At 33.3% G+C, this 14,464-nt stretch carries 9 protein-coding genes; 2 read left to right on the top strand and 7 right to left on the bottom strand.

From position 1 onward, the window contains the following. Positions 1 to 76 precede the first annotated feature (76 nt). The 6 genes from AC2DGP_RS09975 to AC2DGP_RS10000 form a co-directional block, all read right to left on the bottom strand. On the bottom strand, positions 77 to 688 hold the full coding sequence (locus AC2DGP_RS09975) for a hypothetical protein (protein WP_484489913.1): 612 nt from the start codon (positions 686 to 688) through the stop codon (positions 77 to 79). Positions 689 to 916: 228 nt separating this feature from the next. Next, complete coding sequence (locus AC2DGP_RS09980; protein WP_484489914.1) at positions 917 to 2,296, bottom strand: OmpA family protein; 1,380 nt, start codon at positions 2,294 to 2,296, stop codon at positions 917 to 919. 328 nt (positions 2,297 to 2,624) lie between these two features. Continuing rightward, positions 2,625 to 5,807: a UvrD-helicase domain-containing protein gene (locus AC2DGP_RS09985; protein ID WP_484489915.1), complete on the bottom strand. Its 3,183-nt coding sequence runs from the start codon at positions 5,805 to 5,807 to the stop codon at positions 2,625 to 2,627. Positions 5,808 to 5,879: 72 nt separating this feature from the next. Next, positions 5,880 to 6,308, bottom strand: coding sequence for a TerB family tellurite resistance protein (locus tag AC2DGP_RS09990; protein ID WP_484489916.1), 429 nt, complete (start codon positions 6,306 to 6,308; stop codon positions 5,880 to 5,882). Positions 6,309 to 6,370: 62 nt separating this feature from the next. Then, positions 6,371 to 7,189: a ZIP family metal transporter gene (locus tag AC2DGP_RS09995; RefSeq protein ID WP_484489917.1), complete on the bottom strand. Its 819-nt coding sequence runs from the start codon at positions 7,187 to 7,189 to the stop codon at positions 6,371 to 6,373. Next, complete coding sequence (locus AC2DGP_RS10000) at positions 7,183 to 7,857, bottom strand: metal-dependent transcriptional regulator (protein WP_484489918.1); 675 nt, start codon at positions 7,855 to 7,857, stop codon at positions 7,183 to 7,185. The genes AC2DGP_RS09995 and AC2DGP_RS10000 overlap by 7 nt, the downstream gene beginning before the upstream one ends. Before the next feature lie 151 nt (positions 7,858 to 8,008). On the opposite strand from AC2DGP_RS10000, the gene AC2DGP_RS10005 reads away from it, so the two are divergent. Beyond that, positions 8,009 to 10,324: a TonB-dependent receptor gene (locus AC2DGP_RS10005; protein ID WP_484489919.1), complete on the top strand. Its 2,316-nt coding sequence runs from the start codon at positions 8,009 to 8,011 to the stop codon at positions 10,322 to 10,324. A 50-nt stretch (positions 10,325 to 10,374) separates the two neighbouring features. On the opposite strand, the gene AC2DGP_RS10010 is transcribed toward AC2DGP_RS10005, so the two are convergent. Continuing rightward, positions 10,375 to 10,968 (bottom strand): hypothetical protein, encoded by a 594-nt coding sequence (locus AC2DGP_RS10010; RefSeq protein WP_484489920.1) that lies wholly within the window; start codon positions 10,966 to 10,968, stop codon positions 10,375 to 10,377. A 142-nt stretch (positions 10,969 to 11,110) separates the two neighbouring features. Here AC2DGP_RS10010 and mfd point away from each other — a divergent pair, with 142 nt between their 5' ends. Next, positions 11,111 to 14,464 carry a transcription-repair coupling factor gene (gene mfd, locus AC2DGP_RS10015; RefSeq protein ID WP_484489921.1) on the top strand — a complete coding sequence of 1,118 codons (3,354 nt, stop codon included), beginning with the start codon at positions 11,111 to 11,113 and terminating at the stop codon, positions 14,462 to 14,464.

The following is a 14,464-nucleotide window of genomic DNA, read 5'->3' on the forward strand; positions in this document are numbered from 1 at the left end:
AAAATAACCGTTTTCAATTGCTTGAAAACGGTTATTTAAAAATTATTTACATGGTTCTCACCATGATTTACAGAGACTATTCGTCACCGTTAAATTTGATAATCAATCCTAAAGAGTGTTGGAAGTAACTAGAAGCATCAACTCCATTAAAATAACCTCCGGTCCAACCAGCAGAATTATAAGTACTACTAAAAGACAACCCTACATTATCATTAAACCAGCTATTGAATCCCCATCCTGGAGTAATTGTGAAAGCCGAGTCTTCATCAACCCATGCGCCACCTACACCAAAACTCACGAATGGATCCCACCAACCAGTTTGTCCAAACAATGCGTTTAAATCATAAATAGCTGCTGCATCTAACGCAAAGAAAGATAAACCATCAGCCTCTACTTTAGTACCAGCTCCTTTATCAATTTTATTCAAAGATCCAGCTATTTTAACACTCAACCCATAGTTCATATATCTTGATACTGAAACTGTTGAGATAGCAGGTAACACATTCCAATCAGAAGTACCTAAATAGTCTTTAATCATACCTCCGATATCATTCAGACCTCCTTTATTAAAATCAACAGCATTGATTCCGAAGCTTAATGCCCATTTGTTATCTTCATCCTGCGCTTGTACCGAACTCACACCAGCAAACATAAGGAATGCTAGCATTGCAATTTTAATTTTTTTCATCTTTTGTAATTTAAATTAGTTTAGTTTCGTTTTAAATCTGAAACCATTGCATTAAACAGCTCAGAATGAAACAAATCTACGAAAAAATATTAATTTTAAACAAAAATTTAACTTTACAGAAAATCAAGAACCTATCATACTGAAAATCAGACAAAAAAAACAAACTCAATAAAAAAAACGTTCAAAACTTAAGTTTTGAACGTTTTCTATTTTTTTTAAATTCAGCTATTATTGAGCAATTATCTCCACTCTTCTATTCGCTTCTCTTCCCTTTGCTGTTTTGTTAGAGGCAATTGGGTTTGCGATTCCAAATCCTTCTGATTTCAATCTTTTAGCATCTACCCCTGCTTTTACCAATCTATCTTTTACTGCTTTAGCTCTAGCTTTAGAAATTTCAAGATTTTTTGCTTTAGAACCTGTGCTATCTGTATATCCATTAATAACGAAATCTGTTGTTGGATACTCCTTCATTTTTTCTGCCAATTGATCCAAACGATCTCCTACTCCTGGCTTAAATGTTGCTTTTCCTGAATTAAAACTAATCGTTTTTGAGAACTCACCTAATTTCTTCACCTGAGCTTCTGTCAATTCTGGACATCCTTGTTTCTCAACACTTCCTGCAACTTCCGGACACTTATCATCCTTATCTGGAACTCCATCTCCATCTGTATCTGGCCAAACACAACCCTTATTCTCTGCAGGACCAGCTACCTCAGGACAAGCATCATCTTTATCAACAACTCCATCACCGTCTGTATCAGGACATCCTCCATTTTCTGGGGTACCAGCTGCATCTGGACAAGCATCATCCTTGTCTAAAACACCATCACCATCTGTGTCTGGACAACCTCCGTTTTCCTTTGTTCCGGCTGCTTCTGGACATAAATCGTCTTTATCTAAAACACCGTCACCATCTGTATCTGGGCAACCTCCGTTTTCTTTTGTTCCAGCAGCTTCAGGACATGCGTCTTTTTCATCTGCTACACCATCTCCGTCAGTATCTTGTTTTGTTGGACCACCGAATTTAAAAACAACTCCCAACGAATGTTGAAAATAACTCGATGCATCTACAGATTTAAAATTTCCTCCCGTCCAAGCAGAAGAATTATAAGTGCTGCTAAATGCAATCCCCACATTATCATTAAACCAACTATTGAATCCCCATCCTGGTGTGATGGTAAATCCTGAATCTCCATCAATCCAAGCATTTCCAACTCCAAACGTTACAAAAGGATCCCACCAACCTGTTTCTCCAAACAAATGATTTAAATCATAAACAGCAGCTGCATCCAATGCAAAGAATGAAAGTCCATCTACATCTCCACTAGGAGCCTTATTGATTTTATTTAATGATCCTGCAAGTTTTACACTCAAACCATAATTCATATATCTAGAAACAGATACCGTAGAAATTGCTGGAATAACATTCCAATCACTAGTTCCTAGGTAATCCTTTACCATATTTCCAAAGTCGTTAAAACCACCTTTGTTAATATCCACCGCATTAATTCCAATACTCAACGCCCACTTATTATTTTCATCTTGGGCTTGTACTAAATTTAAAGAAAATAAAATAGCACAAATAATACTTAATTTGATTGTTTTCATAATTGTTTGTTAGATTAAACGAAAAAAATTCAACGGCGAAACTAGGTAAAAATATTAGCTAGACAAGACACAACAGGCATCACTAAACATTTGTTATCCCTTTTAAAAATCACAAAAGAACAACAAACAACACTCTTTTTAAAACAAATAGTATATTTCATGTAAAGTTTAGTCTGATTAAATATTTTTGGCTTTAGCTCCGATATTGATACATCAAAAGTAGCGGAACCCAAAAAAAATAAAATTAGTTTTCGTTCAATCCCGGATAAATGCCGTTTAAAAAATCAGATCTTACGTTCAACCGTTGTAGAAAGAATTTACAGAACGGTCAATAAGAAACTATTTCTACATCTTGATCGATATAAACACAATATTTAGCTACCACATTAAAATTCATTTGTTCAAGAACATTCGCATAGGCCTCTAATTGATATTGGTACTTTTGCATTTTTTTCCCTGTTTTAAAATCAACAATCACAACATCATTCTGCATGAATATGAGCCTATCAGGAATTAATATGTTTTTGTTTTCATCTAAAATTTCTCTTTCTGTATAAACAGAAACTCCTTCTTGAAAATAAGAATTTAGCTGTTCATGAAACACCACCTTTTTAATTTTTGTTTTTATCGGCAACACTTCACTTTTCAATATCAAACCTGAATCAACATAAGATTGAATAACATAATCGATATCGGTTTCCAAAATTATTTTTGAAAACATTTCATGTACTAACAATCCATAATTTACAGCCGATTCATATTCTTCTCCCCAATGCTTAGAAGAATTTGCTACCATTTTTATATCATGACTTTCCCAAGGACTGGAAATAAAATTTTGTTGAAATTCAAATCCATCATTTTGATCTTCTTTCTTTAAAGAATTTGATTTTTCTTTTGCTCCAAATTGATAGCATAATTTGGCTACATCCCATGAATTTTCATCCGTTAAAGTTTTTAAATAATTTATAAATAACCCAGAGAAAAAATTTAAATTCTCTTCTCCTGTTTTGGCATCCAATTTATATTCTGTAACGATATATAATTGTTCTACAGATCTGGTAAGGGCCACATATAGTAAATTAAAATTATCCAAAAACAATTCTGACTGCCTTTCTTCGAACAACTGCTCTCCTTTTTCTCCAGTCAAGCCAATATTTTTACTACAAGAAACTCTTGACACTTGTAAATCTCCAAATATGGATTCCTCTAAAGCATCATACCAAACCTTAGGATTTAATTCTGTATTCACACTTCTTTCACTGGGGAAAATCACGACTGGAAACTCCAAACCTTTGGACTTATGTATCGTCATTATTCTAACAGCATCTTCACTTTCTGAAGCAGCAATGCTTAATTTTTCCTTTTTTTGATCCCATTCTAATAAAAAAGCAGCTAAATCATGATGGTTTTTCCTTTGAAAATCCAAAACAAAATCTAAGAAAAACTGAACATAGGCATCTGTAGAGTTTAATAATTTAAAGCCTCTTACAATATATTCGATACACTCATAAAAGGGCATTTGTAAAAACAGCTCATAATTAAATCGAATGTCATAATCCGAAAGTTTCTCAAAAAAAGAAACAGGCTCTAATTGCAACAATTCATCGTAATAAGAATGGTCAGATGTGTCTAATGAAATAAAATATTTTATAAAATTAAGCAACTTAAATTTTGCATTCAAATTCATTGGGTTTTGAATATAGATCAATAGATCAATAATAAACTGAACCTTTAAACTATTCTGCAAAAGCAAGGTTTCAGAAGAAATAATTGACACATTATTTTCCGTAAGATAATTTGCAATTTGAATACCATCTTTTTTAGTTCTAACAATTATACAGACATCCTTCTTTCTAAAACCGGAATCCAATCCCTCAATTATCTCTAAAACTTTTCTAGGATAAGAAAGATCCTTTGCTTCTTTCTCTAGATCTGTCTGATCTAAAAAATCCAGCTGAACATAGCCTCCTGTATTCTTGTTCAACTTTTGCTGATTCCCTATTTCATATAAATATTCGTAAGTTGGATTGGTTAAAAAAGAAGCAATATGTGAGAAAAAAGCATTATTGAAGCCGATTACTTCACTAAAACTTCGATAATTGGTTTCTAAATTTTCTAATTTTTTCTCAATAAAGAAAGGATTTCTGGCAACACTTTTATTCCCTTCTAAAGACAAATCAATAAATTGTTCTGCTTTTCCACCACGCCAGCGATATATTGCCTGCTTTGCATCTCCAACGAGCATCAAACTACCCCCTTCTTGTGAAAGAGTATTACTAACCAATGGAATTAAATTCTGCCACTGCATAGAGGAAGTATCTTGCATTTCATCAATAAAAAAATGCTTAAACCTCTCTCCAATTCTTTCATAAATAAATGGAGCTGGCTCATTTTTTATTTTTTCGCTGATCAACGCATTGAACTCCGCACTCAAACAAATTGAATTTTGATCTTTGATCTCATTCAACTCCTTTTGTATGTGATTCAATACTGCCAAAGGAATAATATCACTTAAAACCATGTTGATTAAAACATAATTTCCATGATGTTTTTCATACAACAATTTACCGTCTTCGTATACCTGCAATAATTCAGAACTAATGGCATCAATGCTATTTTGAACATCCTTTTTTGCTGATTTAGAATAAAAAACGCCATTATCTAAATTCTTTTGTAGACGCCCAACATATTTTATATCATCATGCTTTAAACTTGCTAATTTTTTGAATTTTATAAAATGTTTCGGTAGCTCTGAATAAGAGAAATTCTTATGTTCTAATCCATTTTGGTCAATTATACTTAATCCTTTTTCTCCATTTTCAAAGAAGAGACTTTCTATTTTTGATTTATTAGATTTTAATAATTTTTCAATTTTTTGAAAATCTGCAATTGACTTCATTTGCAAATTTTGAATATAGCTTGCATTAGTTTCATTTATCAATATAGAAGCAATCGTATTAAGCTCTTTTGATATATCCCATGCCTTATCATCTTCCACTTTCTGCAATGAAAAGGCTACTAAAATATCCGTTAGTTCTTTATGCAACCCTATTTCTGATATTAACACATCTACGGCTTCACTAATCAACTTCGTCCCATCCATTTCTACCTCAAAATTTAAGGGCAAACCCAAATCAAAGGCAAAAGTTCTAATTAATTTATGCGTAAAGCTATCAATGGTAGTTATATTAAACGCTGAATAATTTTGTAAAACATTTTCTAAAATCCTTTTAGCTTTATGCCTTAGCTTTACCGCATCTAAACTATTCTCAGCAACAATCAAATCAAACATATCATTTGGATCATTGTCTGCGAAACTTCTTAAATTCTCCAAGATACGCTCCTTCATTTCAGCAGCTGCTTTATTGGTAAAAGTAATGGCTAAAATATTTTGAAAAACATACTCACTCTCAGAAGTAAGTAAAATTTTCAAATATTCTTTTACCAAAGTAAATGTTTTACCACTACCTGCAGAAGCATTATAAACTTGAAAAGATGTTGAATCAACCATAAATGAATATCACAAAAAAATACCGAATCCAATATTGAATTCGGTAGTTAAAATTAACTTATTTCTTTAGAATTATAGAATTTTTTTCATCTCCAATGAAAATTTTTCTAACTCATAACCTTCCACTACAAAATTAACCGCTTTCGAAACTATTCTTTTTGTATCGGAAACTACAAATCCCAACCCTATTGATATTCTTTCTAACAAGCGAAGTTGTTTTTCCTTTATTTTATTATCTGCTATCACAACAGAAATCAAATTAAAAAAACGCTCCAATCTTGCATTTAAATTTGCCGGCGGGTTGATTGGAATAGAATTAGGAGCCTTCAAAACTTTTTTATAATCTGCATCAGAAATATGTAATTGACGTTTTAAATGACTAATTACCTCCTGTTCTTTCTCTGAAATTTTATTATCTGATAATGCTAATTTAATAATATTAGCAAAGTGTCCTAAATTCCTTTTATGCCCTCCTGTCTTGTATATATCTGCAAATGCCATATGTTATAATTTTAAAGTTACCCTCCCTAAGATACAAAATATCAAAAAAAGAATACTTAAAATTATCCTAAAGCGACATCCATACTCATCATAATAATGAAGCCTGCAATAAATCCCATCGTGGCAATATCCGTATATTTATCTTGTTGTGTTTCTGGCACAACCTCTTCAATTACAACAAAAATCATCGCTCCAGCAGCAAAAGCCAAAGCGTATGGCAATATAGGTTGAAAAGACAATACCGCCCAGGCTCCAAGAACACCCGCCATCGGTTCTACAATTGCTGATAACTGACCAAACCAAAAACTTTTAAACCTACTTACACCTTGTCTTCTTAAAGGCATAGCCACTGCAAAACCTTCAGGAAAATTTTGAAGTCCAATACCAATAGCGAGAGCTACTGCTCCTCCAATTGTTGCACCGTCAAAACCAGCAGCAACACCTCCAAACAAGACTCCCACAGCAAGTCCTTCAGGAATATTATGCAAGGTAATAGCCAAAACTAACAATGTTGTTTTATGCCAAGGTGTTTTAATTCCTTCTGCTTCTTTAAAATTAATATGAATATGTGGTAACACCTTATCCAATCCAAACAAAAACAAAGCACCAAGAAAAAAACCAATGGCCGCAGGCATAACTTTTACAAACCCTTCACCAGAACTCATCTCAATTGCAGGAGCTAGCAAACTCCAAAAACTGGCTGCTACCATTACACCTCCTGTAAAACCTAACATTCCATCTAAGACCGCCCTGTTCATTGTTTTAAAGAAAAACACCAATGACGCTCCCAAACCAGTCAAAAACCAAGTAAACAACGTGGCATACAAAGCCGCTAATACAGGATCTATCCCCTCTAAATAATCTACAATCTGATCTAACATTCTACTTCTTTTTTAACAAATAAATTTTTAGTAATCTGATGCGATATAGACACAACCCTATCCCCTAATTCTATTTTCATAGAGTTATCAAACACTTCAATATTTATAATTTTAATACTACTTCCTAATTTAATCTCCAAACCATCTAGATATTTCAAAAATGATTTAGAAGAATCTTTTACTCCCAAAACAACACAGCAATCACCTTTCTCTAATGAAGAAAGCATTACATCTGTATGGTGGGCAATATTTCCGTTTTCATCTGGTATTGGATCTCCATGAGGGTCATGCGTTGGATACTCTAAAAAACGATCTAACTCTTTCGTTAACTTAATAGATTTCACATGTTCCAATTGTTCGGCTATTTCATGTACTTCATCCCAATTAAAATCCAAATGTTTTACCAAAAAGACTTCCCATAAACGATGTTTTCTTATGACACGAACTGCAATTGCTTTCCCTTCTTGGGTTAAAGAAACTCCTTGGTATTTTTTATAATCGACTAATTTTTTTTCGGCCAATTTTTTTACCATATCCGTAACAGAAGATGCCTTTGTTTCTAATTTGTCTGCAATAGCATTTGTACTTACTGCCTTTGAGACAGTAAAAGACAAACTAAATATTGCCTTTAAATAATTTTCTTCAGTTTGAGATAGCTCTAAATTCATGGTCCGCAAATATATACACAAAATTTATATTTACGAAAACATATTTTTAGACTAATCTAAAAATATGTTTTATATTTGCGAAAATTTATTCTAAAAAGCTAACTGTTTGGGTACAAGACCTAAAACAACATCGTATACAATTTCAATAGAAATGAAACACTTATTTATCTTTTCAATCTTATTATTCTCCATAGGAATACAAGCTCAGACAAGTATTCTTGAAGGGGTGATTCGCTCAAAAAACACCCCAGTGGTTGCTAATATTATTGTAAAAAACACACAAACGGGAACCACTTCAGATTTCGACGGAAACTATAGTCTAAAAATATCTAGCGAAGCAAAAACAATTCTAGTTACCGCTGTAGGATTCAAATCAAAAGAAATCGAAATCAACCTTCTGGAAGGAGAAACAAAAAACTTAAACATAGAACTTAAAGAAGATATCCTAGGTTTAGATCAAGTTGTTGTAACAGCTACTAGAGGACATTTAAATAGAAAAAAGGCACCCGTAATCGTAACTGTTACAGACGCTAAAACACTTGAAGCTACTCAATCTGTTAGTCTTTCAGAAGGATTGAACTTTCAACCTGGTTTAAGAATAGAAAACAACTGTCAAAACTGTGGTACCTCTGAAGTAAAAATGAATGGTTTAGGAGGGGCATATTCGCAAATCTTGATTGATAGCAGACCCATTTTTAGTTCCTTAAATAGTGTATACGGACTTGATCAAATCCCAGCAAACATCATCAAACAAATTGAAGTTGTTCGTGGCGGTGGTTCTGCCTTATATGGATCTAATGCAATTGCCGGAACCATAAATATAATCACCAAAGACCCACTTGAAAACAAATTTTCCATTGGAACAAACCTTGCTTTGATTGATGGTCAATCTAGCGACAATTCCATTCTATTCAATGGAACAATTGTAACCGAAGACTTTAATTCTGGGATCGCATTGTTTGGTATGAAAAGGAAACGAGATTCTTATGATGCAGACGGTGATGGCTACACTGAAATCCCGAAATTAGAAAATACTTCTTTCGGATTCAAAGCATTCAACAGACCCGGAGAAAGAAAAAAAATCACTGCAGAATTCAATGCTATAAATGAGTTTAGAAGAGGAGGTAATAAACTAAATGAACTTCCGTTTTTAAGCGATGTAACCGAAGAAATTTACTCTACCGTTGTTGGAGGAGGACTTACCTATGATTATCAAAGTAAAAATCTTAGAGATAAATATTCTTTATATGCCTCAACATCAATCTCAAAAAATAATAATTTTTACGGCGGACTTACTGGTGAAGATGCTACCGATGAAAATATCATTCAAAGCATAGAGGGCTATGGAAAATCTAAAGACAACACCTTTGTCACTGGCTTTCAATTTTCACATTTATTCAAGCAATTCTTGAACAATAAGGGAACCTTTACCGGAGGAATTGAATACAAATACAACGATATTGACGACAGAAAAGAAAACCCTGATTATGAACCAATCATTCAGGTAACTAGATTATACGGTATCTATGCACAACAAGAATGGATTGTAAATAGCAGACTGAGATTGCTTGGTGGTTTAAGAGCGGACATGCATAATTTGGCCGACGAAAAAGTGGTTTTTAATCCAAGGGCAAACATTCTATACAACATTAGTAAAAACCTAAGATGGAGAACTAGTTACGCTAAAGGATTTAGAGCTCCACAAATTTACGGAGAAGATGTACATGCTGGATTGGCAGGAGGAGAAATCAGTAGAGTGAGAAACGCTGATGACTTAAAATCCGAAACTTCACATAGTTTCTTAACTTCATTAGACTGGTCTCAAGAAATTGGCTATGGTGACTTTTCTTTAGTTTCAGAACTTTTCTTTACACAATTAAACGATGCTTTTGCTTTGGAGCAGGGAACTGAAACAGCACCAGACTCAGGAATTTTTGAATGGATTAGAGTGAATTCATCTGGTGCAAAGGTCTATGGATTAAATGTAGAGTTAAAATATGCTCCTAATGAAGAATGGCTGATACAAGCAGGAGGAACCCTGCAAAGATCCTTCTACAATGAAAAGATAGAATGGTCTGAAGACGAACCGGACCAAGCAACAAAAGAATTTAACGAAACTCCAAAAGCCTATGGTAACTTCATAATTACCTATGCTCCTATCAAAGAATTTCAGAATAATATATCTGCAGTCTACACGGGTCCTATGTATGTGCAACATTTAGCAGGATACATCCCTAATGACAAATTAGAAAAAACACAATCCTTTTTCGAATTGAACTGGAAGAGTTCTTACGAATTCTACCTAGACAACCACAAGCACACCTACCTAGAAGTTTCCGGGGGAATACAAAATATTTTTAACTCCTATCAAAATGATTTTGACCAAGGACCAGAAAGAGATGTAACATACAACTATGGTCCACAAAGGCCTAGAACATTTTTCGTAGGACTAAAGTTTGGAATATAAAAAAAGGGTGATTGAAAATTCAATCACCCTTTTTTATTCTTTATGCGGTTCTAATTATTAGTTGTAAAACCATATCCTATTCTTCTTTTATTTCTTTTCCCAGTACTTTCTCCAAAGGTCAATATCAAACTTCCAGAAACCTGAGTATGCGATCCAAAATTTTCATTGGTTGTTTCGGAAACAAATCTATGTACAATTTGACCATTCAACCCAAGTTTAGGCAACACCCAATAGGTTAACCCAACACCACCATTAAACGAAATAGACCTATCATTTCCATCTTTCACCAACAACCCAACTCCTCCTATTAATTTTGGAACCCACTTTTCTTCAGACAAACCAAAATCATATTTTGCAAAAAAGTCCATGATAGTTACATCATATTGATTGGTATAAAATCCATCAATACTAGAAATCCCAGTAATAGTCATACCTGCTCCAATCGTAAATCCCTTATCAAGGTAACGCATAATACTAATATTCGGAATTTGAAAATTAACTCCTTCTCCTTCAAACCCAGAAGTATCAGAAAAATTAATAAAACTACCTCCAAAACTAACAGCCCACTTTACAGTGCTATCTTGAGCAAAGGTTTGAACTCCCCAAAAAAGAAGCATTATTAAAACAATATTTTTTCTAAACATATTTTCTAATTTTTTATAGAAAACAGAACCTCTTTAAAATTCTTATTCCCTATACTTTACCAAAACAAAACCCTCGTTATATTCTGATTTCTTGTTACAAATCTATTTATAATTAATTTATCTTTGACAAAATTTTTTTCTTTTGAGCAAACAAATAATAACAGATAAAATTTCTCAAGCGAATAATACGCAAAAGATAGCAGAATTACTATCCAACGAGAAAAATCATCTCCATATTTCAAATCTTCTCGGTTCTTCTTTAGCATTCAATATTGCTGAAATTTTTAAAAAAACTGAAAAACCTTTTTTAGTTATTCTTAACAACAAAGAAGAAGCCGCTTATTTCTTAAATGACATAGAAGAAATATTAGGTAAAAAAAATGTACTATTCTACCCGGGTTCTTACAGAAGACCTTATCAGATAGAAGAAACGGATAATGCCAACATTTTATTGCGTGCTGAAGTATTAAATAGAATTAATTCTCAAAAACAGCCAGCGATAATCATCACCTATCCAACTGCATTATTTGAAAAAGTAGTCACAAAAAAAGAACTTGAAAAAAACACTTTAAAAATTGGTGTAGAGGATCAAATATCCTTAGAATTTGTAAATGAAGTATTGTTTGAGTACGAATTCAACAGAGTAGATTTTGTTTCAGAGCCAGGAGAATTTGCTGTAAGAGGAGGTATCATTGACGTATTCTCTTTTTCTAATGATGAGCCTTATAGAATCGAATTTTTTGGGGATGAAGTTGACAGCATAAGAAGTTTTGATATTGAATCACAACTATCTACGCGTTCGCTAAAAAAGGTAAATATTATGCCTAATGTTGAGAACAAGCAACTTCAAGAAAATAGAGAAAGCTTTTTAAAATATATTTCAAAAAACACTGTTGTTTTTACAAAAACTACGGATATTTTATTTGACAAACTCGATAGTCTGTTCAAAAAATCAGAAGAAGCATTTGAAAACCTAAACAACACTGTAAAACAATTTTCGCCAAACGAGCTTTTTATCAATAGTAACAGTTTAAAAAATGACCTTTTAGACTACTCAAGAGTTTCAATTAGTACCAACCAAAAGGAAAGCACTTCCAAAGGAGCTTTTAATTTCAATACAAAACCCCAACCCTCATTTAACAAACAGTTTAATTTACTAGTAGAGGATTTGAATGCAAATACAAATAATGGCATCACCAATTATTTGTGTTGTATGAATGAAAAACAAACACAACGATTCCATGATATCCTTTCTTCTTTTACCGAAGGAGATACTCAAGAAGAAATAAAATACAAAGCCATTGTTTTCCCACTTCATGAAGGATTTATTGACTACGAAAATAAAATAGCCTGTTATAGTGATCATCAGATCTTTGAACGCTATCATAAATTCAATTTAAAAAACAACAGCTCCAAAAAACAAACGATAACATTAAAAGAACTGACCAATCTCGAGGTTGGGGATTATGTTACTCATATGGATCATGGAGTTGGTAAATTTGGCGGTTTGCAAAAAATAGATGTTGAAGGCAACAAACAAGAAGCCATCAAATTAATTTATGGAGATAGAGATATCTTATATATCAGCATTCACTCGCTACATAAGATTTCTAAATTCAACGGGAAAGATGGAACACCTCCAAAAGTTTACAAATTAGGATCAGGAGCTTGGAAAAAAATCAAACAAAAAACCAAAGCTAGAGTCAAAGAAATAGCCTTTAACTTGATCAACTTATACGCGAAAAGAAAACTAGAAAAAGGGTTCCAATACAATCAAGATAGCTACCTACAGCATGAGCTCGAAGCTAGTTTTATGTATGAAGACACCCCCGACCAATTCAAGGCAACTCAAGATGTAAAAAAAGACATGGAAGGGGAACAGCCGATGGACAGATTGGTTTGTGGTGATGTTGGTTTTGGTAAAACAGAGGTGGCCATTCGTGCTGCTTTTAAGGCTGCCGACAACGGAAAACAAGTCGCTATTTTAGTTCCTACTACCATTTTAGCATTTCAACACTTTAAAACATTTTCTGAACGATTAAAAGATTTCCCAATAACGGTAGATTATTTAAACCGATTTAGAACAACCAAACAACGAAATGAAGTCATCAAAGATCTAAAAGATGGAAAAATCGACATTATCGTAGGTACCCATCAATTGGTAAGTAAAAAAGTAGAATTCAAAGACCTTGGACTACTTATTATTGACGAGGAACAAAAATTTGGTGTAGGTGTAAAAGACAAACTAAAAACAATCAAAGAAAATGTTGACACACTTACTTTAACAGCAACACCAATCCCTAGAACTTTACAGTTTTCTTTGATGGCCGCTAGAGATTTATCTGTAATTACAACCCCACCACCCAACAGACATCCAATTGAAACAAACGTTATTCGATTTAATGAAGATGAATTGAGAGATGCCTTAACCTATGAAATCTCTAGAGGTGGACAAGCTTATTTTGTACACAATCGTGTAGACAACATAAAAGAGGTAGCTGGCATGATCCAACGACTTGTACCGGATGCAAAAATAGGCATCGGTCATGGACAAATGGATGGAAAAAAACTTGAAGAACTAATGCTTGCATTTATGCGCGGAGATTTTGATGTTCTTGTTGCTACCACAATAATTGAAAGCGGTTTAGATGTACCGAATGCCAATACCATATTCATCAACAACGCCAATAATTTTGGTCTTTCTGACCTACATCAAATGAGAGGAAGAGTTGGAAGATCAAACAAAAAAGCATTTTGTTATTTCATTACGCCTCCATATCATATGATGACTGATGAGGCCCGTAAAAGAATCGAAGCCCTAGAATTATTTTCTGATCTAGGAAGCGGTATCAATATTGCCATGAAAGATCTTGAAATCCGTGGAGCCGGAGATTTATTAGGTGGGGAGCAAAGTGGATTTATCAATGATATTGGGTTTGACACCTATCAAAAAATTCTAAAAGAAGCTATTAGTGAACTTAAAGAAAACGAATTTAAAGAACTCTACCCAACCGACAAATCTATTCCTAAAGAATACGTAAAAGACATACAAATAGATACCGATTTTGAAATTTTATTCCCTGATGATTATATCAATATTGTTTCTGAAAGACTATTGTTATACAAAGATTTAGGAGAATTAGAAACAGAATCTCAACTCAAAGAATTTGAGAAGAAACTTGTAGATCGTTTTGGAGAATTACCTAGTCAGGTAGATGATCTACTGGATAGTGTTCGCATCAAATGGCTCGCCAAAAAACTTGGGATTGAAAAACTTATTCTTAAGAAAAAAAGAATGATTGGTTACTTCCTTTCAGACCAACAAAGTGAATTTTACAACACCGATGAATTCAACTCCATTTTAAAATACGTTCAAAAGAATTCTAAAATGTGTGTTATGAAAGAAAAAGAGACTAAAAACGGACTAAGACTGCTAGTAACTTTTATTAGAATTGATTCTGTTAAAAAAGCATTACAAACGTTAGAAGATATTTAA

The sequence above is a fragment of the Flavicella sp. IMCC45537 genome (assembly GCF_057197705.1).

Coding starts and splice junctions, on each gene's coding strand:
- AC2DGP_RS09995 (WP_484489917.1), bottom strand. CDS start 7,189: ATGTTAGATCAGATTGTAGATTATTTAGAGGGGATAGATCCTGTATTA.
- AC2DGP_RS10010 (WP_484489920.1), bottom strand. CDS start 10,968: ATGTTTAGAAAAAATATTGTTTTAATAATGCTTCTTTTTTGGGGAGTT.
- AC2DGP_RS09985 (WP_484489915.1), bottom strand. CDS start 5,807: ATGGTTGATTCAACATCTTTTCAAGTTTATAATGCTTCTGCAGGTAGT.
- AC2DGP_RS10005 (WP_484489919.1), top strand. CDS start 8,009: ATGAAACACTTATTTATCTTTTCAATCTTATTATTCTCCATAGGAATA.
- AC2DGP_RS10000 (WP_484489918.1), bottom strand. CDS start 7,857: ATGAATTTAGAGCTATCTCAAACTGAAGAAAATTATTTAAAGGCAATA.
- AC2DGP_RS09975 (WP_484489913.1), bottom strand. CDS start 688: ATGAAAAAAATTAAAATTGCAATGCTAGCATTCCTTATGTTTGCTGGT.
- AC2DGP_RS09990 (WP_484489916.1), bottom strand. CDS start 6,308: ATGGCATTTGCAGATATATACAAGACAGGAGGGCATAAAAGGAATTTA.
- AC2DGP_RS09980 (WP_484489914.1), bottom strand. CDS start 2,296: ATGAAAACAATCAAATTAAGTATTATTTGTGCTATTTTATTTTCTTTA.